17 protein-coding genes and 2 riboswitches are annotated in these 20746 nt (G+C 72.7%); of the genes, 12 read left to right on the top strand and 5 right to left on the bottom strand.

What is annotated here, in order from left to right:
• Positions 1 to 14: 14 nt before the first annotated feature.
• The gene (locus P5P86_RS15160) at positions 15 to 635 is read right to left on the bottom strand and encodes a TetR family transcriptional regulator (RefSeq protein ID WP_280608282.1); all 621 of its coding nucleotides are present in this window, start codon (positions 633 to 635) and stop codon (positions 15 to 17) included.
• Between the two features lie 144 nt (positions 636 to 779).
• On the opposite strand from P5P86_RS15160, the gene P5P86_RS15155 reads away from it, so the two are divergent.
• The 3 genes from P5P86_RS15155 to P5P86_RS15145 are packed head-to-tail and all read left to right on the top strand — an operon-like array spanning position 780 to position 3266.
• Positions 780 to 1865, top strand: a complete 1086-nt coding sequence (locus tag P5P86_RS15155; protein WP_280608281.1) for a ferredoxin reductase — start codon at positions 780 to 782, stop codon at positions 1863 to 1865.
• A 49-nt stretch (positions 1866 to 1914) separates the two neighbouring features.
• Positions 1915 to 3018, top strand: a complete 1104-nt coding sequence (locus P5P86_RS15150; protein WP_280608280.1) for a fatty acid desaturase family protein — start codon at positions 1915 to 1917, stop codon at positions 3016 to 3018.
• A 23-nt stretch (positions 3019 to 3041) separates the two neighbouring features.
• Positions 3042 to 3266 carry a hypothetical protein gene (locus P5P86_RS15145; protein ID WP_280608279.1) on the top strand — a complete coding sequence of 75 codons (225 nt, stop codon included), beginning with the start codon at positions 3042 to 3044 and terminating at the stop codon, positions 3264 to 3266.
• Positions 3267 to 3362: 96 nt separating this feature from the next.
• On the opposite strand, the gene P5P86_RS15140 is transcribed toward P5P86_RS15145, so the two are convergent.
• From P5P86_RS15140 to P5P86_RS15130, 3 genes are all read right to left on the bottom strand, one after another.
• Positions 3363 to 3539, bottom strand: coding sequence for a DUF6104 family protein (locus P5P86_RS15140; protein WP_280608278.1), 177 nt, complete (start codon positions 3537 to 3539; stop codon positions 3363 to 3365).
• Positions 3540 to 3611: 72 nt separating this feature from the next.
• Entirely contained in the window at positions 3612 to 7355 is a 3744-nt protein-coding gene (locus P5P86_RS15135; RefSeq protein ID WP_280608277.1) for a multifunctional oxoglutarate decarboxylase/oxoglutarate dehydrogenase thiamine pyrophosphate-binding subunit/dihydrolipoyllysine-residue succinyltransferase subunit, read from the bottom strand.
• A 165-nt stretch (positions 7356 to 7520) separates the two neighbouring features.
• Positions 7521 to 8216, bottom strand: coding sequence for a hypothetical protein (locus P5P86_RS15130; protein WP_280608276.1), 696 nt, complete (start codon positions 8214 to 8216; stop codon positions 7521 to 7523).
• Positions 8217 to 8285: 69 nt separating this feature from the next.
• Positions 8286 to 8450, top strand: a riboswitch (cobalamin riboswitch).
• A 70-nt stretch (positions 8451 to 8520) separates the two neighbouring features.
• Between P5P86_RS15130 and P5P86_RS15125 the strand changes: the two genes are divergently transcribed.
• The 5 genes from P5P86_RS15125 to bluB are packed head-to-tail and all read left to right on the top strand — an operon-like array spanning position 8521 to position 13040.
• On the top strand, positions 8521 to 9411 hold the full coding sequence (locus P5P86_RS15125; protein WP_280608275.1) for a ferredoxin-like domain-containing protein: 891 nt from the start codon (positions 8521 to 8523) through the stop codon (positions 9409 to 9411).
• Positions 9408 to 10088: a precorrin-8X methylmutase gene (locus P5P86_RS15120; RefSeq protein WP_280608274.1), complete on the top strand. Its 681-nt coding sequence runs from the start codon at positions 9408 to 9410 to the stop codon at positions 10086 to 10088. Before P5P86_RS15125 ends, P5P86_RS15120 begins: the two co-directional genes overlap by 4 nt.
• The gene (gene cobJ, locus P5P86_RS15115; RefSeq protein WP_280608273.1) at positions 10085 to 11656 is read left to right on the top strand and encodes a precorrin-3B C(17)-methyltransferase; all 1572 of its coding nucleotides are present in this window, start codon (positions 10085 to 10087) and stop codon (positions 11654 to 11656) included. Before P5P86_RS15120 ends, cobJ begins: the two co-directional genes overlap by 4 nt.
• A complete protein-coding gene (cobM, locus tag P5P86_RS15110; RefSeq protein WP_280608272.1) occupies positions 11653 to 12420 on the top strand; it encodes a precorrin-4 C(11)-methyltransferase in 768 nt (255 codons plus the stop codon). Before cobJ ends, cobM begins: the two co-directional genes overlap by 4 nt.
• The gene (gene bluB / locus P5P86_RS15105; RefSeq protein WP_280608271.1) at positions 12420 to 13040 is read left to right on the top strand and encodes a 5,6-dimethylbenzimidazole synthase; all 621 of its coding nucleotides are present in this window, start codon (positions 12420 to 12422) and stop codon (positions 13038 to 13040) included. Before cobM ends, bluB begins: the two co-directional genes overlap by 1 nt.
• A gap of 44 nt (positions 13041 to 13084) precedes the next feature.
• Here the strand turns inward: bluB and cbiE are convergent, their stop codons facing one another.
• Complete coding sequence (cbiE, locus tag P5P86_RS15100) at positions 13085 to 14317, bottom strand: precorrin-6y C5,15-methyltransferase (decarboxylating) subunit CbiE (protein ID WP_280608270.1); 1233 nt, start codon at positions 14315 to 14317, stop codon at positions 13085 to 13087.
• A 51-nt stretch (positions 14318 to 14368) separates the two neighbouring features.
• A riboswitch (cobalamin riboswitch) is annotated at positions 14369 to 14509 on the top strand.
• 24 nt (positions 14510 to 14533) lie between these two features.
• Here cbiE and P5P86_RS15095 point away from each other — a divergent pair.
• Genes P5P86_RS15095 through cobT form a run of 4 tightly spaced genes read left to right on the top strand, consistent with a single transcriptional unit; the run spans position 14534 to position 20740 of the window.
• Entirely contained in the window at positions 14534 to 16642 is a 2109-nt protein-coding gene (locus P5P86_RS15095) for a VWA domain-containing protein (RefSeq protein WP_280608269.1), read from the top strand.
• A 2-nt stretch (positions 16643 to 16644) separates the two neighbouring features.
• Positions 16645 to 17259, top strand: coding sequence for a cob(I)yrinic acid a,c-diamide adenosyltransferase (gene cobO, locus P5P86_RS15090; protein WP_280608268.1), 615 nt, complete (start codon positions 16645 to 16647; stop codon positions 17257 to 17259).
• The gene (gene cobBC / locus P5P86_RS15085; RefSeq protein ID WP_280608267.1) at positions 17256 to 19697 is read left to right on the top strand and encodes a bifunctional hydrogenobyrinic acid a,c-diamide synthase/histidinol phosphate aminotransferase CobBC; all 2442 of its coding nucleotides are present in this window, start codon (positions 17256 to 17258) and stop codon (positions 19695 to 19697) included. Before cobO ends, cobBC begins: the two co-directional genes overlap by 4 nt.
• The gene (gene cobT, locus P5P86_RS15080; RefSeq protein WP_280608266.1) at positions 19694 to 20740 is read left to right on the top strand and encodes a nicotinate-nucleotide--dimethylbenzimidazole phosphoribosyltransferase; all 1047 of its coding nucleotides are present in this window, start codon (positions 19694 to 19696) and stop codon (positions 20738 to 20740) included. The genes cobBC and cobT overlap by 4 nt, the downstream gene beginning before the upstream one ends.
• Positions 20741 to 20746 lie beyond the last annotated feature (6 nt).

Genomic DNA, 20746 nt, shown 5'->3' with positions numbered 1-20746 from the left:
TGACGGCTCGACGGTCAGGCGCGCGACTGCCAGTGCAGCACACCGATGAGCACCATCCGCAGCCGGGTCCGGGTCGTCTCCGCCACCGCCGCCTCCTGCTCGCGGCGGGCGGCCAGGAGCTCCTCGGTGCCGGCGACCATCAGCATCACGATCAGCCCTGAGACGGCGCGAAGGTCGCGCGCCGACCAGGTGCCGGCATCGGTGAGGCGGGCGAGGTCGGTGGCCAGCTCGTGCTCGCACAGCTCGATCTCGCGCCGGATCGCCTCCCGGACGGTCGCCGGGCCCGCGCCGCGCTCCCGGGCGAGGAATGCGAAGTGCGCCCGCTGGGCGTGCACGTGCTCGACCAGGACGTCGACGGAGGCGTCGGCGACGCCGACGAGGCTGTCGAGCGCCTCGGGCTGACGGACCGCGCGCAGCATCGCCCGCAGCGAGACCAGGGACTCCTCGACCAGCGCGAGCCCCAGCGCGTCGATGGAGTCGAAGTGCCTGTAGAAGGCGGTGGGCACGATGCCGACCCGCTTGGCCACACCTCGCAGGGAGAGCCCGGCGAGCCCCGTCTCCGCGGTGAGCTCCAGCGCCGCGTCGAGGATCGCCCGGCGGGTGCGCTCCTTCTGTTCGGCACGGGTCTCGCTCACCGATCCAGCCTAGTGGGTGCGCGTCATCGAGTGCACATGCGTGCACTCGAGTGGCCCGCCTCACCTTTTCTGCCCTTGCCTTGCCGCGTCCGCGCTTGCGATAGTTTCGGTGTACGCATGTTCACCGAAAGCGAGGAGGTTCCGATGAGCATCGCCGGCACCCTGCTGAGATCACGGGCCGTCGCCGCCCTTGCCTCGCCGCACGGGATCGACCGCTACCTCGAGCTCGTCAACCCGATGTGGGCTGCGCACGAGGTGCGGGCCCGCCTGGTCGAGATCCGTCGCGAGGTCGACGTCCCCGGCGAGCCGGCGGTCGCGACCCTGACGTTCCAGCCGACCAGCACCTGGCGCGGTCACCGTCCCGGGCAGTACGTGCAGCTCGCCGTGGACCTGCCGGGCGCCCGCCGGCTCACCCGGTGCTTCACGCTCTCCAGCGCCGGCTCGCGTCCCGGCGAGCGCTTCAGCGTCACGATGCGTGCCAACCCCGACGGCGAGGTCTCGCGCTACCTGGTCGATCAGGCCGCGGTCGGGCAGGTCGTGCACCTGTCCCAGGCGGCTGGTGACTTCGTCCTGCCCGACGCGGTCCCCGAGCACGTCCTGTTCATCACCGGCGGCTCCGGCATCACGCCGGCGATGGCGATGCTGCGCAGCCTGCTGCTGCGCACCCACCGCGGCCGGGTCACCTTCCTGCACTACACCCGCTCCGCGGAGCACCAGATCTTCCGCGCCGAGCTCGAGGAGATCGGCACCACCGGGTACGGCGTGGACCTGCACCTGGTCTACCCCGAGCAGGGCGGTCGCAACTTCTCCCCGATGGAGCTGGAGCGGATCGTGCCCCACTTCCGCGAGGTCGACACCTGGCTGTGCGGACCCGCGGGTCTGGTGGAGGCGGTGCGTCCGGCGTACGAGGTGGACGGCGTGCCGAACGACCGGCTCCGGGTGGAGTACTTCAAGCCACCGAGGACCAGCGGTCTCGCCGGCGGCCGGCTCGCGTTCGACAGATCCGGGGTCGTCGCCGACAACTCCGGGCAGAGCATCCTCGAGCAGGCCGAGGCGGCCGGTCTGAGCCCGACCTTCGGCTGCCGGATGGGCATCTGCTTCAGCTGCACAGCGACCAAGACGGAGGGGAAGGTCCGCAACGTGCTGACCGGTGAGACCTCCGACCGTCCCGACGAGGAGATCCGGATCTGCGTGAGCTCGCCCGAGGGCGACTGCGCGATCGATCTCTGAGACCACTACTTCCGCACCTTGCCGTGCGAAGAAGGATGACTGAGGAACCATGCACAGCATCAAGCTCACGCCCGAGCAGCTCGAGGAGTTCGGCGCCGAGATGGACGCCATCCGGCGACGGATCGTGGCCGACCTCGGCGAGGCCGACGCCGACTACATCCGCAGGATCGTGAAGTACCAGCGCGGCTTCGAGGTCGCCGGTCGCTCGATGTTCTACCTGCCGCCGCTGTGGCCGGCGGCCGTCGCCGCCCTCTCGGTGTCGAAGATCCTCGACAACATGGAGATCGGCCACAACGTGATGCACGGCCAGTACGACTGGATGGGCGATCCCGGGCTCAACTCCCGGATGTATGAGTGGGACAACGTCTGCCCCAGCGACCAGTGGAAGTACTCGCACAACTACATCCACCACACCTTCACCAACATCCTCGGCAAGGACCGCGACATCGGCTACGGCGTCCTGCGGATGGACGAGGACCAGCCGTGGCATCCCTACTACCTGGGGAACCCGCTGTACGCCTTCCTGCTGATGATCTTCTTCGAGTGGGGCGTGGCTCTGCACGACCTCGAGGTGGAGAACCTGGTCGCAGGCCGCCGTACGTTCGAGGACAACAAGCCGCTGCACCGCGGCATCATGCGCAAGGTCAGGCGACAGGCGCTCAAGGACTACCTGCTGTTCCCGGCGCTCACCGGTCCGCTGTTCCCGCTCACGCTCGCCGGCAACGCGACGGCCAACCTCGTGCGCAACATCTGGGCCTTCAACATCATCTTCTGCGGCCATTTCCCGACCGGCGTCGCGACGTTCTCCATCGAGGAGACCGAGGACGAGAGCCGCGGGCAGTGGTACTACCGGCAGCTGCTCGGCTCGGCCAACATCACCGGCAGCCGTCTCTTCCACGTGATGAGCGGCAACCTGAGCCATCAGATCGAGCACCATCTCTTCCCGGACATCCCGGCGCGTCGCTACCCGGAGATCGCCGAGGAGGTACGCCGGATCTGCGAGAAGTACGACCTGCCGTACAACACCGGCCCGCTGCACCGCCAGCTCGGCGGCGTCTTCGGCAAGATCCTCAAGCTCGCCCTCCCGGGTCGACCGGGGCGTCGCAAGGACACCGCCCCGGACCGGGTCCCGGACGGCGCGGTGGCGGCCTGAGTCAGAACGTGGAGACTGGAGAGGTGACGACTCCGCGCCTGAGCAAGCTCGAGATCCGCAAGGACGTCCTCCAGGGTGCCGTCGAGGCGATGGCCTCGACCGTCGGGGAGGTCACCGGCATCGTGACCGGGGCGGTCAAGGACGTGGCCGCCTCGGTCGGCGGTCTGGCCACCGAGCTGTTCGAGCTGCGTGAGTCGGCGCGACGGGCCGCCGAGGACGGTGCCGACCCGGACGACGACACGATGTGACGCCTCGACCCGCGGAAGGTGACGCCTCGACCCGCGGAAGGTGACGCCTCGACCCGCGGAAGGTGACGCCTCGACCCACGGAAGGTGACGCCTCGGCTAGTCCTCGGGGTCGTCCAGACGCGCCAGCCAGGTAGCGAAGCGCTCGATCGGCGTCTCGAACTCCGGATGGATGTCCACGAAGGCCTGCAGTTGCTCGGCGAGCCAGGCGAGCGTGACCTCGTCGTCGCCGCGCCGGTTGACGAGCTCCTCGATGCCGCGGTCGGTGAAGTACATGGCAGCACCCTACAAACGCCGGACCGGCGCCATCCCACCACGGTGGGACGGCGCCGGTCCGGCGTTCGTTGCTCAGGCGAAGGCCTGGTCCAGCAGTTCCTTCTGCTCGGCCAGGTGCCGCTTCGACGTACCCACGGCGGTGGTGGTCGAGGCGGTCCGGGCGATGACCTGGACGGGTACGCCGAGCTCGGGCACCACGTTGAGGGCGAAGGTCGGCCACGGGCCCTGGTTGAGCGGCTCGTCCTGCACCCACCGGACGTTCTTCAGGTTCGGGTAGGTGGCCAGCTCCGCCTTCAGCTCCTCGGTCGGCCAGGGGTAGAGCTGCTCGGTGCGCGCGATCGCGACCTTGCTCTCCAGACCCCGCTTGCCGCGGTCGACCATCAGGTCCCAGGTCAGCCTGCCCGAGACCAGCAGCAGCGTCTCGACCTGGCTCTTGTCGGCCATCGCGTCACCGATCACCGGGCGGAAGCTGCCGCTGGTGAAGTCCGCCGGCTGGGCGGCGGCCTCCTTGCGGCGCAGCATCGACTTCGGCGTGAAGACCACCAGCGGACGGTGGTCCTCGGAGTGCGCGTGGGTGCGCAGCAGGTGGAAGTGCGAGGCGGGCGTCGACGGCTGGGCGATCTGGATCGCGTCGTCGGCGGCCATCTGCAGGAACCGCTCGATCCGGGCGGAGGAGTGGTCCGGTCCCTGGCCTTCGTAGCCGTGGGGGAGCAGGAGCACCACCCCGGAGTCCTGCTGCCACTTGGTGCGACCGGAGGTGATGTACTCGTCGATCACCGACTGGGCGCCGTTGACGAAGTCGCCGAACTGCGCCTCCCACAGCACCAGCGCGTCGGGACGGGCGACCGAGTAGCCGTACTCGAAGCCGAGCGCGGCGTACTCCGAGAGCAGCGAGTCGTAGACGTAGAACTTGGCCTGGTCCTCGGTGAGGTTGGCCAGCGGCGTCCACTCGTCGGCGTTCGTGCGGTCGATCATCGTGGCGAAGCGCTGCGAGAACGTGCCGCGGCGGGAGTCCTGGCCGGCCAGCCGGACCGGACGGCCCTCCATCAGCAGCGAGCCGAAGGCGAGCAGCTCGCCGGTGGCCCAGTCGATGCCGCCCTCGCTGATCTGCTTGGCACGACGCTCCAGCTGCGGCATCACCTTGGGGTGGACGGTGAAGCCGACCGGCGGCGTCACGTAGGCGTCCGCGACCCGCTTGAGCACCTCGTCGCTGACCGCTGAGGGGGTGGCGAGCGGTGCCTTGGCCGGGTACTGCGGCACTGTCTGCCAACCGCGGTCGGGCAGCGCGTTCGCATCCCGGACCGAGGTGAAGACCCGCTCCAGCTTGGCCTGGTAGTCGGCGAGCACCTGCTCGGCCTCCTGCACGGTGATGTCGCCGCGACCGATCAGCGCCTCGGTGTAGAGCTTGCGCACCGAGCGCTTCTTCTCGATCAGGTCGTACATCAGCGGCTGGGTGAACGACGGGTCGTCGCCCTCGTTGTGGCCGCGGCGGCGGTAGCAGATGAGGTCGATGACGACGTCCTTGTTGAACGCCTGGCGGTACTCGAAGGCCAACCGCGCGACCCGGACACACGCCTCCGGGTCATCGCCGTTCACGTGGAAGATCGGCGCCTGGACCATCCGGGCGACGTCGGTGGCGTACAGCGTCGAGCGGGAGCTGCTCGGGCTGGTGGTGAAGCCGACCTGGTTGTTGATCACCACGTGCACGGTGCCGCCGGTGCGATAGCCGCGCAGTTGGGAGAGGTTCAGCGTCTCGGCCACCACGCCCTGGCCGGCGAAGGCCGCGTCGCCGTGGACGAGCAGCGGCAGCACCGAGAAGTCGCCCCGGTCCAGGACGTCCTGCTTGGCGCGCGCGATGCCCTCCAGCACGGGGTCGACGACCTCGAGGTGCGAGGGGTTGGCGGCGACGCTCACCTTGATCTTCTCGCCGGTGCCGGCGACCAGCTCGCCCTCGGCACCGAGGTGGTACTTCACGTCGCCGGAGCCCTGCACCGTCCGCGGGTCGATGTTGCCCTCGAACTCGCGGAAGATCTGGCTGTACTCCTTGCCCACGATGTTGGCCAGCACGTTGAGCCGGCCGCGGTGGGCCATGCCGATCGCTACCTCGTCCAGCCCGGACTGGGCGGCCGCCTCGCAGATCTCGTCGATCACCGGGATGGCTGTCTCACCGCCCTCCAGGGAGAAGCGCTTCTGGCCGACGAACTTGGTCTGCAGGAAGGTCTCGAAGGCCTCGGCCTCGTTGAGCTTCTCCAGGATGCGCAGCTGCTCCTCGCGCGGGGTCTTGTCGTAGGGCCGCTCGACGCGCTCCTGCAGCCAGGCCCGCTGCTCGGGGTCCTGGATGTGCATGTACTCGATGCCGGTGGTCCGCACGTAGGCGTCCCGCAGCACGCCGAGGATGTCGCGCAGCTTCATGAACGGCTTCTTGCCCGCCGCGAAGGAGCCCACCGGGAACTCGCGCTCGAGGTCCCACAGCGTCAGGCCGTGGTTCTCGATCTCGAGGTCGGGGTGGGTGCGCTGCTTGTACTCCAGCGGGTCGGTGTCGGCCATCATGTGGCCGCGGACGCGGAAGGCGTGGATCAGCTCGCCGACCCGGACCTGCTTGGAGATCTGGTCGTCGTGGCTGGTCGAGACGTCCTGGTTCCACCGGATCGGGGTGTAGGGGATCCGCAGGCTGGCGAAGATCTCGTCATAGAAGCCGTCGGCTCCCAGCAGCAGCTTGGAGACGATGTTGAGGAACTCGCCGGACTGGGCTCCCTGGATGACCCGGTGGTCGTACGTCGAGGTCATCGTCATGATCTTGCTGACGCCGTTGGCGGCGATAGCGGTCTCGGAGGCGCCCATCCACTCCGGGGGGTACTCCATCGAGCCCACCCCGATGATGGCGGCCTGGCCGGCCATCAGCCGCGGCACCGAGTGGCTGGTGCCGAGGCCGCCGACGTTGGTGAGGCTGACGGTGGTGCCGGAGTAGTCGGCCATGGACAGCTTGTTGTCCTTGGCCTTCTTGATGATCTCCTCGTAGGCCGCCCAGAAGCCGGCGAAGTCGAAGGTCTCGCAGTTCTTGATCGAGGGCGCCACCAGCTGCCGCGTGCCGTCGGGCTTCTGCTGGTCGATCGCCAGGCCCAGGTTGATGTGCGGCTGGGCGACGAGCGTCGGCTTGCCGTCGCGCTCCTCGTAGGTGTTGTTCATCGCGGGCATGGCCTTGATCGCCTTGATGATGGCGTAGCCGATGAGATGGGTGAACGACACCTTGCCGCCGCGCGCCCGGCGCAGGTGGTTGTTGATGACGACCCGGTTGTCCCACAGCAGCTTCACCGGGATGTTGCGCACCGAGGTGGCCGTCGGCACGGACAGCGACACCTCCATGTTCTTCGCGGTGGCGGCGGCGATGCCCTTGAGGGTGGTGTAGGTCGGCTCGTCGGTGCTGCTGCTGGGAGCGGCCGGAGTGATCCGGTTCTCCTTCGGGACGGGGGTGGTGGTGTCCTTGGCCGGCTCGGCCGCCTGGCTGGTGGCCGGTCGGGGGGTGGCGACGGGCGCCGCGACAGGGGTGACGCCGGTGGTCGGGGAGGTCGCGGCGGCCGGGGCCGGCGCGGCCTTCACCGGCTCGGGAGCGATGCTGCCGTTGGCCGCGGGCTTCGCCGTACCGGTGTCGGACGGACCGCCCGGCGAGCCGTTCGCCTCGAAGAACTTCACCCAGACCGGATCGACGCTCGAGGGGTCCTTGGAGTACTGGTCGAACATCTCCTCGACCAGCCACTCGTTGGCACCGAACTCTGCGGGGACGTCGGTGGTGTTGTTGGATGGGTTGCCTGAGGACACGGCTTGGCTCGCCTCTTCCGGATGCGCGCGTTGGATGACTTCCGGGGCTCAAGGCTAGTCCCCGGAGGTCCCAAATGCTCGGGCCGGGTCGGACTTTGAGCCCGCGTGTTGTGAGGACCACACCCCGGCGTGTCGCCGCGGGTCGAAAGGGCCTCCTGCGATGGCTCAGGTCACGGGGTTGGCGACCTTCTTCGAGCCGTCGGAGCAGGTGGGGTAGATCGAGCGCGGGATGGCGTGGGCGACCAGGTCCGCGCAGGCGGCGGTGCCCTCCCCGTCGAGCGCCACCGACCAGTGACCGGCGTCGTCGGACCAGACCTGCCAGCCGCTCGGGTTGCCGGCGTACTGCGGGCAGGTCGGCGTCGTCGCGCCCCAGCTCACCTGGACGTACGCCGCCGCGATGCTGGCCCGCTTGAGCCGGACCTGGCCGATGCCCTCGCAGCCCGGGTCGTTCTGGAACTGGTCGTGCCACATCTGCCTGAGCTGGAGCCGGGCGAAGTCGCGCAGCCCCGCGGGTGCGTCGGGGATGGAGGCGTTGGACACCGGGAGCTGGAGCAGGCCGGTCTTGTCGGTGTAGGTGACCACCGGCGGCGAGGTCGCCGCCCGCGAGGTGGCGGTCCCGTTCGGGGTGGGGGTCGCGGTCCGGCTCGGCGTGGACTGCTCGGCGGCCGGCGTGCTGGCGGGCGGCGCGGGGGACGTCGCCGTGCCGCCCGCGCCGTCTGCACTGCCTGTGCCGCTCGTGTCGCTGGTGCCGCTCGGGCCGGGCGTGTCGCTCGTGGGGCTGTCGGCGCTCGTGGAGTTGAGCCCGCAGCCGGTCAGGGCGACGGCGGCGGCGGCCAGCGCGATGTGACGGATGAGACGCATGTGATCAGCATGGCAGGTCTTGTCCGGGTCCGGGGTCGCATCGCCGCCGGATGCGGGTAGTCTCGGGCCGCCAGTCGTGCTCCACCTCGTGGAGTCAGGGAACCCGGTGCGACTCCGGGACTGACGCGCAGCGGTGAGGGTGACGGGCGGGGCAGCATGCCACTGATCGGGTCGAGAGGCCCGGCCGGGAAGGCGCTCCGTGCCGGATGATCCCGAGTCCGAAGACCTGCTGGCCCTAGCGGCACCCGCCGCCGGGTCATCCGCGGGCCCCGCGTACGGGCTCCCTGACCGAAGGACCGCCACCGTGCTCCGCACTCGTCCCGATCGCTGCCCCGGGGTGCTGCGACCCTGGCGCGCCGACGACGGCCTGCTGGTCCGGCTGCGGCTCGTCGGCGGCAGGCTCGCGTCCTCGACGCTGACGGCGCTGTGCGCCGTCGCCCGCGAGTACGGCGACGGGCGCGTCCACCTGACCTCCCGCGCCAACCTCCAGCTTCGGGCGCTGCCCGCCGTCGCCGCCCCCTCCGGTGTCCCCTCCGGGGCCTCGTCCGAGGCCTCGCCGGGGGCCGCGCTGCCTGCCGAGGTCGTGACGGCGATCGAGGCCACCGGCCTGCTCCCCTCGCGCAGCCACGAGCTGGCGCGCAACGTGCTGGTCTCGCCGCAGACCGGCCTGGCCGGGGGACGGGCGGACCTGCGCCCGCTGGCAGCCGACCTGGACCGGCTGGTGTGCGCCGACCCGCTGCTGGCTGGTCTGCCAGGACGCTTCCTGTTCGTGCTCGACGACGGTCGCGGCGACCTCCTGGACCGATCCGCCGACCTCGGTCTGGTGGTGCTCTCGGCGGGCGAGGCCCAGCTGCGGATCGGGGAGGGCTGGGGGCCGGTGGTGCCGCTCGAGGCGGCAGCCGCGGCGCTGGTCGAGCTCGCCACGGCCTTCATGGCGGGGCGCGGTGAGGGACCCGAGGCGGCCTGGCACGTCCCCGAGCTCTCGGCGCCGCTGGGTCCCGCGTCACCCGCCGATCCACGTCTCCCGGCGCCCTCGCCGGCGCTGCCCTTCGGGCGGGTGGCCGGCGGCGTCCACGTCGGCGTACCGACCGGGGTGGAGCCGGCGCTCGCCGCCGAGCTCCGCGACCGTTCCGACGAGCTGGTGGTGACGCCGTGGCGCGGCGTCCTCGTTCCCGAACCCGAGGAGGACCGATGACCCTCGACGACCCCACCGTGGCGGTACGACGCCCGCGTCGGCACTACGACTACGTCACGATCGGGGCCGACATCTACGTCGACTCCTTCGCCACCATCCGGCGGGAGGCCGACCTGTCGGGCGTGCCCGCGGACGCGGAGCGGCTGGCGGTGCGGATGATCCACGGCAGTGGGCAGGTCGACCTGGTCCGCGACCTGGCCATCCACCCGGGCCTGGTGGCCGCCGCACGCGGCGCCCTGGAGGCAGGCGCACCGATCCTGTGCGACGCCACCATGGTCGCCACCGGCGTCACCCGCAGCCGGCTGCCCGCCGACAACGAGGTGCGCTGCTTCCTCGGCGATCCGCGGGTGCCGGTGCTCGCGCAGCAGTGGGGGACCACCCGGACCGCTGCAGCGGTCTCCCTGTGGGAGCCGCTGCTCGACGGTGCCGTGGTCGCCATCGGCAACGCGCCGACGGCGCTCTTCCACCTGCTCGAGCTGCTCCGCGACGGCGGCCCCCGCCCGGCCGCGATCGTCGGTTGCCCGGTCGGCTTCATCGGGGCCGCGGAGTCCAAGGAGGCGCTGATCGCCCTGGCCGACGACGGTATCGACATCCCCTATGTCACCGTCCGCGGCCGGCGCGGCGGCTCGGCGATGACCTCCTCGGCGCTCAACGCCCTGGCCCAGGAGGCGGAGTGAGCGCGCCCGGCACCTTCACCGTCGTCGGCATCGGTCCCGGCGACCCCGAGCTGATCACCCTCAAGGCCGCTCGGCTGATCGGCACGGCCGACGTCGTGGCCTACCACGCAGGCGTGCGCAAGCAGTCGCACGCCCGGCGCATCGCGGCGGGGCTCATCCCGGCGGGGGCGATCGAGGAGGAGCTGCGCTACCCGGTGACGACCGGCACGACCGATCACCCGGGCGGGTACGTCGGCGCGCTGGCCGATTTCTACGAGGCCTGCGCGGTGCGGCTCGCGGTGCACCTGGACGCCGGGCGCGACGTGGTGCTGCTCGCCGAGGGCGACCCGCTCTTCTACGGCTCCTCGATGTACCTGCACGACCGGTTCAACGATCTCTACGACACGGCCGTCGTCCCGGGGGTGCCGTCCTTCGCGGCCGCCACAGCGGCGGTCTCCGCTCCACTCGTGCGGCAGACCGACGTGTTGACGGTGCTGCCGGGCACGCTGCCCGAGCCCGAACTGGCCCGCCGGCTGGCCGACACCGACGGCGCCATCGTGATGAAGCTGGGCCGGAGGTTCCCCGCCGTCCGGCGTGCGCTGGCGGCTGCGGGCAGGCTCGACGGCTCGTGGTACGTCGAGCGCGCCTCGCAGCCCGAGGAGCGGTGGCTGCCGGTCGCCGACGTGGACCCGGAGTCGGTGCCGTACTTCTCCCTCATCGTGGTGCCCGGCGACAGCGCGCCGCGGGCGGACACGGGGCGGCTGCGCGCTTCAGCCGAGTCGAGCGCGAGAGCCGAGCTGAGCGAGGTGCCCGAGCCCTCCGACGGCCCCGGAACGGCGCCGGACCGGCGAGCCGAGCTGCTGGTGATCGGACTGGGGCCCGGGCCCGACGGCTGGCTGACCCCCGAGGCGAGCGCCGCCCTGGCGGAGGTCGAGCACGTCGTCGGCTACGCGCCGTACGTCGCTCGTGTCCCGCAGCGCGCCGGCCTGCAGCGGCACGCCTCCGGCAACACCGTCGAGGTGGACCGGGCCCGGTTCGCGCTGGATCTCGCCCGTGCCGGCGAGCGGGTGGCGGTGGTCTCCGGTGGCGACGCCGGAGTCTTCGGCATGGCCGCGGCGGTCTTCGAGGCCGTCGAGGACGATCAGCGCGCGGGGCGTGCCGCCGTACCGGTGCGGGTGCTGCCCGGCGTGAGCGCGGTCCAGGCCGTCGCCGCCCGCGCCGGAGCGCCGATCGGTGCCGACTTCGCCGTCGTCTCGCTCTCCGACCGGCTCAAGCCGTGGGAGGTGGTGGAGCGGCGGCTGCGGGCGATCGCCGAGGCGGATCTCGTGCTGGCCGTCTACAACCCGGCCTCGCGCTCGCGCACGACGCAGGTGGCTCGGCTGCGGGAGGTCCTGCTGGACCACCGCAAGCCCGAGACGGTCGTCGTCGTGGGCCGCGACGTCGGCCGGGCCGAGGAGTCGCTGAGCGTCACCACGCTCGCCGAGCTGGATCCCGACCGCATCGACATGAAGTGCCTGCTGATCGTCGGCGCCTCCTCGACCCGCGTGACGAGCGCCGGTCAGGTGTGGACGCCGAGGTACGTGCGGTGACGGGCATCGTCCACTTCGTCGGCGCGGGTCCCGGGGCCGCCGACCTGCTCACCGTCCGGGCGACCCGGCTGCTGGCGCAGGCGGAGGTGGTGCTCTACCCGGGCACCTACCTGGATCCGGAGGTGCTCACCCACGCCGGAGCCCGAGCCCGCCTGGTCGACACCCAGGACCTGGACCTGGACGCGATGACCGAGCGGATGGTCGCCGCGGTCGGCGAGGGACGCACGGTCGTCCGGCTGACCTCTGGCGACCCGTCGCTCTACTCCGCGCTGCAGGAGCAGACCCGGCGCCTGGACGCCGCCGGCGTGCCCTGGGACGTCACGCCCGGCGTCCCGGCCTACGCCGCCGCCGCCGCCCGGGTGGGGGCCGAGCTGACGGTGCCGCTGGTCGCGCAGTCGGTCGTCCTGACCCGGACGCAGGCGCGGTCGACGGCGATGCCGCAGACCGAGGCGCTCGCGGCCTTCGCCGCCACCCGCTCCACCCTCGTGCTGCACCTCTCGATCACCCGGGTCCGCCAGCTGATGGCCGAGCTCGTGGGGGAGTACGGCGAGGGCTGCCCGGTGCTGGTCGTCCACCGCGCGAGCCAACCCGGGGAGCTGGTGCTGCGAGGCACCGTCGCGACGATCGCCGACCAGGTCGAGGCCGCCGGCCTGCGGCAGGCGGCCGTGATCATGGTCGGCCGCGCGCTCGACCGCGACGGTGGGGAGTCCTACCTCTACGACGCGACGCGCGACCGGACCGCGAAGCGGGGGCGGCAGCACTGATGGAGCTCTACGACGCCATCAACCGCCGCCGCGACACCCGCCGGGAGTTCACCGGCGAGCCGATCGCCGACGACGTCCTGGCGCGGCTGCTCTCGGCCGCGCACTGCGCGCCGAGCGTGGGGATGAGCCAGCCGTGGGACTTCGTGCTGGTGCGCTCGCCCCAGACGCTCGAGGCGTTCGCGACGCATGTGGCCCAGGAGCGCGAGACGTTCGCCGCGACGCTGAGCGGCGAGCGGGCCGAGACCTTCGACCGGATCAAGATCGAGGGGATCCGCGAGTCGGGGCTGGGCGTGGTGGTGGGCTACGACCCCACCCGCGGGGGGCCGAACGTGCTGGGGCGGCATGCGATCGCGGACGCCGGCCTGTACTCGGCGGTCTGTGCCATCGAGAACCTGTGGCTGGCCGCCACCGCCGAGGGCGTCGGTGTCGGCTGGGTGTCGTTCTACCGGGAGGAGTTCCTGCGTTCGCTGGTGGGGATGCCCGAGCACGTCCGGCCGGTCGCGTGGCTGTGCGTCGGTCCGGTCGCCGACCTGCCCGACGTACCGGACCTGGAGCGCCACGGCTGGCGGCACCGCTCGCCGCTCGCGTCGGTCCTGCACCAGGAGCGGTACGGCGGCTGAACAGCCGTTCAGCGCCACGGGGAGCCCCGCCGTCATCCTTGCCGTCAGCGGGTCAGCGCCCACTGGGTCACCGTGCGCAGCGGTGCCCAGCCGCGGAAGGTGCCGATCGCGTCGACCTGCTCCACCGAGATCCGGGTCAGCTCGCCGCCCCGTTCGCGATGGTGCCCCGCCAGCAGCGCCTCGGTCTCCAGGGTCACGCCGTGCACGACCAGGCGTCCGCCGGGTCGCAACGCCGCCACGCAGGCCTCGAGCACGCCGGCGCGGGTGGCGCCGCCCCCGACGAAGATCGCGTCCGGCGCGGGCAGGTCGACCAGCGCATCGGGCGCACGACCGACGACGACCTCCAGGCCGGGTACGCCGAGGCGCGCCGCGTTGCCCGCGATCCGCTCGGCCCGTCCGGGATCGGCCTCGACCGCGACGGTCCGGCAGGTGCGGTGCGCCCGCATCCACTCGATCCCCACCGAGCCGGCTCCCGCGCCGACGTCCCACAGCAGCTGACCCGGCACCGGCATGAGCCGCGCCAGCGCGGAGGCGCGCAGATCGCGCTTGGTGAGCTGACCGTCATGCTCGAACGCCTCGTCCGGCAGGCCCGCTACCCAGCCCGCGGCCAGGGGACCCGCACAGCTGATCGCGATGACGTTGAGCCGCGGCGTGTGGGAGGGCGGTGACTGGGCCCAGTTGTGCGCGACCGACCACGAGCGGGTCTCCTGCAACGTGCCGAGGTCGCCGAGCACGTCGAGGAGCGACTCGCCGTAGCCGGCCCGGGTCAGGAGCTCGCCGACCCGGTGCGGCGTGTGCTGGTCCGAGCTGAGCACCAGGATGCGGCGACCCGGGGCCAGTTCGCGCAGCACCAGGGCGGGGTCGCGACCGACCAGGCTGACGACCGTGCACGACTCGGCCGGCCAGCCCATCCGGGCGCGGGCGAGCGCGATCGAGGAGAGGGCCGGGTGCACCTGCACGCGGTCGGTGCCGAGCAGGTCGATCAGGGTGCCGGCGATCCCGGAGACGAGCGGGTCGCCGGAGGCCAGGGCCACCACGTCGGCCTCGGCGTGCTCCTCCAGGAGCGCCGGGAGTCCCGCTCGCAGGGGCGAGGGATAGGGCACCCGGACCTGCCCGGGCGCAGCCGCGGAGGCGGGCGGGAGCATCGCCAGGTGGCGCGCGCCGCCGATGACCACGCCGGCCCGGGCGACCAGCTCCGGATCGGCGAGGTCGCCGTCGGCGGTGACGCCCACGACCGCGACCGGACGTCCGGCAGGCGACGGGGTGGCGGAGGACATGGGCTCAGACGCTATCGTGAGGCCCGGCACGAGGTGCCCCTACGGCCCAGCCTTCGGAAACGGTGGCGAAGACCGGCGGGGAGAATCTGGGAAGCCGGTGAGATTCCGGCACAGGCCCGCTGCGGTGAGTCCGGCCCACTCGATGAGTGGGACCGGGTGAGTCCGAAGACCGGCCTCGCGTCAGCCCACGACCATGGCGAGCGAGCGGGAGCCTCAATGCCGGTGCACTATCCCTTTTCTGCTGTCCTCGGCTGCGCGCCGGGCGAGCCCGACGGGCCGGCCTCCGCAGGCCTCGACGACATGGGTCTCGCGCTGCTCCTCACCTCGATCTCCCCGGAGATCGGTGGCGTCCTGGTGCGGGGTGAGAAGGGCACCGCGAAGTCGACGACGGTGCGGGCCCTGGCCAGCGTCCTGCCGCCGGTGCGGGTCTACGCCGGGGACCGCTTCTCCATCGACCCCGCCGATGCCGACGCTGTCTCCCCGGACGGCGCCTTCGGCGCCGCCTCGAGGGTCGAGACCCGGCCCGTGCGCCTGGTGGAGCTGCCGGTCGGCGCCACCGAGGACCGCGTGCTCGGATCGCTGCACCTGGAGCGCGCGCTCTCGCACGGCAAGGTGGAGTACGAGCCCGGCCTGCTCGCGCGTGCCCACCGGGGCCTGCTCTACGTCGACGAGGTCAACCTGCTGCACGACCACCTCGTCGACCTGCTCCTGGATGCGGCCGCGATGGGTCGGGTCAGCGTCGAGCGGGACGGCGTCTCGGTCGAGTACGCCGCTCGCTTCGTGCTGATCGGCACCATGAACCCGGAGGAGGGTGAGCTGCGCCCGCAGCTGCTCGACCGGTTCGGACTCACCGTCGAGGTCGCGGCGCCGCGCGATCCGGCGCTCCGGGTGGAGGTGGTGCGCCGGCGGATGGCCTACGACGCCGACCCCGCCGCGTTCGCCGAGCGGTACGCGGCGGCCGACGAGGAGCTGCGGTCCCGCGTCGCCGACGCCCGGTCGCGGCTGGCGTCGGTGCAGCTGGGCGAGGCCGCGCTGCTCACGATCGCCGAGGTGTGCGCGGCGTTCGAGGTCGACGGGCTGCGTGCCGACATCGTCACCGCCCGGACCGCCGTCGCGCACGCCGCCTGGTCAGGCCGGAGCGAGGTGACGAAGGCCGACATCCGTCGAGCCGCGCTGCTCGCGCTGCCGCACCGTCGGCGCCGCAACCCGTTCGACGCTCCCGGGCTCGACGAGGAGCTGCTCGATCGGATCCTCGGAGAGGACGAGCTGCCGCCCGAGCCGCCCCCGGCCCCCGATGGTCCCGACGGTGACGCGCCCGAGGATCCGGCGGCGACATCGAGCACGCAGGATGCTCCCGGCGAGCAGGACGGTGCCGGCGAGCAGGATGCTCCCGAGGATCACGCGCCGCAGGTCCCCGACCCCGAGACACCGGGCGAGACACCGGGCGAGACACCGGGAGACACCCCGGGAGCCGCAGCCACCTCCTCGACCACCGCGGCGCGTGCCGCCACGCCGTACCGGCCCAAGCTCCTCCAGGTCGCCGGCCTGGGGGAGGGCCAGCCGGGCCGCCGCAGCCGCGCCACCGCCAGCACCGGCCGACGGGTCGGCGCACGCCGTCCCGACGGTCCGACCGGGTCGCTGCACCTGGTCGAGACCCTGCTCGCCGCTGCCGGGAAGCAGAGCGGCCGGGAGCGGGTCGGCAGCCGGGTGGCGTTGCACGCCGAGGACCTGCGCGTCGCCGTACGGGAGGGCCGGGAGGCCAATCTCGTGCTGTTCTGCGTCGACGCGAGCGGCTCGATGGCCGCGCGCAAGCGGATGGGTCAGGTCAAGACGGCCGTGCTGTCGCTGCTGCTCGACGCCTACCGCCGGCGCGACAAGGTGGGCCTGGTCACGTTCCGCGGGGCGAGTGCCGAGGTCGCCCTGCCGCCGACGTACTCCATCGACATCGCCGCTGCCCGGCTCGACGAGCTCCCGGCGGGCGGCCGCACACCCCTCGCCGAAGGGCTGCTGGAGTCCGCCCGGGTGCTGCAGCGCGAGCGGCTCCGCGACCCGCGGCTGCGCCCGCTGCTGGTGGTCCTCACCGACGGCCGTGCGACGGGTGGTGCCGAACCCAGGGCGGCCGTCGCACGCTCGCTGCAGGCGGCGCGGTTCGTCGCCGGGCTCGGCGTGACGACCGTCGTGGTCGACTCCGAGTCCGGGCCGATCCGGCTCGGCCTCGCGGAGCGACTCGCCGAGGCCCTACACGCCGAGCACCTGCCGGTCGGGGACGTCAGTGCCGAGGCGTTGACGGCGACCGTCACCGCCCACACCGGGAAGGTGGCCTAGCCGTGCCCCAGGGCAAGCCGCTCGTCGTCCCCGACGACGGGCTGACCACCCGCCAGCGCCGCAACCGCCCGCTGCTCGCCATCCACACCGGCGACGGCAAGGGCAAGTCGACCGCCGCCTTCGGGCTGGCCCTGCGTGGCTGGAACCAGGGTTGGCGTATCGGGGTCTTCCAGTTCGTGAAGTCCGCCAAGTGGCGCATCGGCGAGCAGACGGTGCTCGAGCGGCTCGGCCGGCTGCACGAGGAGACCGGCGAGGGCGGCCCGGTGCAGTGGCACAAGATGGGCTCGGGCTGGTCCTGGAGCCGGCGCGAGGGCTCCGAGGAGGACCACGCGCTCGCCGCCGCCGAGGGCTGGGCGGAGATCAAGCGCCGGCTGGGTGCCCAGACGCACGACCTCTACGTGCTCGACGAGTTCACCTACCCGATGAAGTGGGGCTGGGTCGACGTCGACGACGTCGTCGCGACGCTGGCGAGCCGTCCCGGCTTCCAGCACGTCGTGATCACCGGCCGGGCGGCCGACCCGCGGCTGGTGGAGATCGCCGACCTGGTCACCGAGATGACCAAGGTGAAGCACCCGATGGACGCGGGCCAGAAGGGTCAGCGAGGCATCGAGTGGTGAGGCTGCCGCGCCTGGTCGTCGCCGCGCCCTCCACCGGCCAGGGCAAGACGACCATCGCGACCGGCCTGATGGCCGCGTTGCGCGCCGCCGGCCCGCACGGTCCAGGGCTCGCCGTCAGCTGTCACAAGGTCGGACCGGACTACATCGATCCCGGCTACCACGCCCTGGCCACCGGCCGGCCGGGCCGCAACCTCGACCCGCACCTGGTCGGCGAGGACCTGATCGCGCCGCTGCTGCTGCACGGTGCGCGTGTGCCCGTACCCGCCGACGTCGCTGTCATCGAGGGCGTGATGGGCCTGTACGACGGACGCATCGGCGCCGACGGCTTCGCCTCCACCGCGCACGTGGCGGCGCTGACGGCGACGCCGGTGGTGCTCGTGCTCGACGTCGGCCGGCTCTCCCGCTCGGCGGGTGCCATCGTGGCGGGGATGATCGCCTACGACCCGGCGGTCCGGATCGCCGGCGTGATCTTGAACCAGGCAGGCTCGGAGCGCAACGTCGCCGAGGTCGTGCGGTCGATCCGGGAGGTCCCCGTGCTCGGCGTCGTACGGCGCGACGAGCGGCTGGCGACCCCGTCGCGCCACCTCGGCCTGGTCCCGGTGGCCGAGCGCTCGGTGTCGGCCCAGACGGTCGCCCTGCTCGGCGAGCAGATCGCCGCGCAGGTGGACCTGTCCGCCGTGCTCGAGGTCGCGCGGTCGGCTCCCGCCCTCGACGCCGTGCCGTGGGCGCCGCCGACCACACCCGTCGCGCGAGCCGACGGTGCCCGACCGCGGATCGCCGTCGCCGGCGGGCGGGCGTTCACGTTCCGCTACGCCGAGACCGAGGAGCTGCTGACCGCCGCCGGGTGCGAGGTGGTGACGTTCGACCCGCTGACGGACGCCGCGCTCCCCGCCGGGACCAGCGGTCTCTACCTCGGAGGCGGCTTCCCCGAGGTCTACGCGCCCGAGCTGGCCGCCAACCGGGCGCTGATGGAGGAGATCCGCACCGCCGTCCGCGACGGGCTGCCGACGGTCGCCGAGTGCGCCGGCCTGCTCTACCTGGCCGAGTCGCTGGAGGGCACGGCGATGGCCGGCGTGCTGCCGACCACGGCAACGATGGGGCGGCTCACGCTGCGCTACCCGGTCGCGCTGGCTCCCGCCGACTCGCTGCTGACCCGAGCGGGCGAGCGGATCACCGCGCACGAGTTCCACAAGACCCGCGCCACACCGGGTGCCGGAGCGGGTGCCGGAGCGGGTGCCGGAGCGGGTGCCGGCTGGGGGCCGGCCTGGGAGGTGGACGGTGAGGCCGTCGGCTTCGGTGGCCCGAGACTGCACGCGTCGTACCTGCACGTGCATTGGGCCGGCCACCCGCAGCTGGCCCAGCGCTTCGCCGAGGCCGCGTCGAGTCGGGCCTGCGTCCCGGTCGAGTCGGGGCTGCGTCACCACGGTGATGCGGAGGCTCGCGACGGGCACCTCGACTTCGCCGTGAACGTGTACGCCGCAGCCCGCCCCGACTGGCTCGACGCAGCGCTGACCGAGAGCCTGGCGGGCATCGACTCCTACCCCGACCCGACCTCGGCGGCGGCGGCGATCGGCGCCCGTCACGGCCGCGCGCCCGACGAGGTGCTGCCGACGGCCGGGGCCGCCGAGGCCTTCACCCTGATCGCCCGGCTGCGGCCCTGGCGGCGGCCGGTGGTGGTGCACCCGCAGTTCACCGAGCCGCACGCGGCGCTGCAGCAGGCGGGGCACACGGTCGCCACCGTCCTGACCCGACCCGAGGACGGCTTCGCACTCGACGCCGGCCGGATCCCCGAGGACGCCGACCTGGTCGTCGTCGGCAACCCCACCAACCCGACCGGCGTCCTGCACCGCCGGGCGGCGATCGCTGCGCTGCTGCGCCCCGGCCGGGTCGTGGTGGTCGACGAGGCGTTCATGGACGCCGTCCCGGGGGAGCCGGAGTCGTTCGCCGACGCAGTGACGCCTGGAGTGCCACGCGATGACGTCTCGGCGGGCCTGCTCGTGCTGCGCAGCCTCACCAAGCACTGGTCGATCCCCGGCATCCGGGCGGGCTACGTGCTCGGTGAGAGCGCCCTGATCCGCGAGCTGGCCGCACAGCAGACCCCCTGGTCGGTCGGCACGCCCGCCATCGCCGCGATGCTCGCGTGCAGCAGCCCGCAGGCGCGGCAGGAGGCCGCGCGGCGCGCCGCCGAGCTGACCCGGTGGCGCACCTACCTCGTCGCGCAGCTGCACGAGCGCGGGCATCGGCCGGTGGACTCGCAGGCGCCGTACGTCCTGCTCCAGGCCGGCGCCGGCACCCATCGCCTGCTGCGCGAGCAGGGCATCGCCGTACGACGGGGCGACACGTTCCCCGGTCTCGACGATTCCTGGATCCGGATCGCTGTCCGGCCGCCCGAGCTCACCGACCAGCTGCTCACCGCCCTCGAAGGAGCCCTCCGATGACCCTCGTCCCGCCCTCCACCATCACCCGCGACCACGCCGCCAAGCGGCTGGCCGCCCTGGCGACGCCACCGGGTGCGCTCGGCCGCCTCGGCGAGCTCGGCGTGTGGCTGGCGGCCTGCCAGGGTCAGGTGCCGCCGCAGCCACTGGACGGCGCCGAGAGCGTGCGGCTGGTCATCTTCGCCGGCGACCACGGCGTCGCCGCGCACGGCGTCTCAGCGTTCCCGCCTGCGATCACCGGGGCGATGGTCCGCACGTTCCTGGCCGGCAAGGCGGGCGTCACGGCTCTCGCCCGCGCCCACCAGGTGCAGGTGCGCGTGCTGGACCTCGGCGTCGACGACGACTTCGAGGACCTCGACAGCGACCTCAGGGCGGCGCTGCAGCGGCACAAGGTCCGTCGCGGCAGCGGCGCCATCCACCTCCAGGACGCTCTCACCCGGGCCGAGACCGAGCAGGCGCTCGCCGCCGGTGCGGCGGTCGCCGGTGAGGAGATCGCTGCCGGTGCGCGCCTGCTGATCAGCGGCGACATGGGCATCGGCAACACCACCCCGGCCGCCGCGCTCGTCGCGGTGGCGCTCGGACTGCCGGCCGGCGAGGTCGTCGGCCGGGGGACAGGCATCGACGACGCCGCGCTCGCCCACAAGGCCGGCGTCGTCGATGCTGCCGTCGCCCGCGCGGGTGCACGCACCGAGGATCCGGTCGAGACCCTCGCCGCGCTGAGCAGCGCCGACCTCGCCGCCACCACCGGCTACCTGCTGGAGGCGGCACGCCGAGGGGTGCCGGTCCTGCTCGACGGCCTGATGAGCGTCGCGTGCGCGCTGACGGCGGATCGGATCGAGCCCGGCGCCGCGGCCTGGTACGCCGCCGGCCACCGCTCCACCGAGCCCGCGCAGAGCCTCGCGCTGGCGAAGATGGGCCTCGAGCCGCTGCTCGACCTCGGTCTGCGGCTGGGCGAGGGATCGGGTGCCGTCGCCGCCGTACCGGTCGTGCGCAGCGCGATCGCCCTGTTGCGCGACGTCGCGCTGCTCAGCGACCTGTTGCCCTGAGCTGCG

This window comes from Nocardioides sp. BP30 (genome assembly GCF_029873215.1).
In the GTDB taxonomy this organism is placed as follows: domain Bacteria; phylum Actinomycetota; class Actinomycetes; order Propionibacteriales; family Nocardioidaceae; genus Nocardioides.
Note: the sequence above shows the minus strand (reverse complement) of the source record. Positions and strands in the feature narration are given on the sequence as shown.

Bases quoted from the DNA above. Each gene is read 5' to 3' on its own strand.
- P5P86_RS15155 (WP_280608281.1), top strand. From the start codon at position 780: ATGAGCATCGCCGGCACCCTGCTGAGATCACGGGCCGTCGCCGCCCTT.
- P5P86_RS15150 (WP_280608280.1), top strand. From the start codon at position 1,915: ATGCACAGCATCAAGCTCACGCCCGAGCAGCTCGAGGAGTTCGGCGCC.
- P5P86_RS15140 (WP_280608278.1), bottom strand. From the start codon at position 3,539: ATGTACTTCACCGACCGCGGCATCGAGGAGCTCGTCAACCGGCGCGGC.
- P5P86_RS15130 (WP_280608276.1), bottom strand. From the start codon at position 8,216: ATGCGTCTCATCCGTCACATCGCGCTGGCCGCCGCCGCCGTCGCCCTG.
- P5P86_RS15120 (WP_280608274.1), top strand. From the start codon at position 9,408: ATGACCCTCGACGACCCCACCGTGGCGGTACGACGCCCGCGTCGGCAC.
- bluB (WP_280608271.1), top strand. From the start codon at position 12,420: ATGGAGCTCTACGACGCCATCAACCGCCGCCGCGACACCCGCCGGGAG.
- cbiE (WP_280608270.1), bottom strand. From the start codon at position 14,317: ATGTCCTCCGCCACCCCGTCGCCTGCCGGACGTCCGGTCGCGGTCGTG.
- P5P86_RS15095 (WP_280608269.1), top strand. From the start codon at position 14,534: ATGCCGGTGCACTATCCCTTTTCTGCTGTCCTCGGCTGCGCGCCGGGC.
- cobT (WP_280608266.1), top strand. From the start codon at position 19,694: ATGACCCTCGTCCCGCCCTCCACCATCACCCGCGACCACGCCGCCAAG.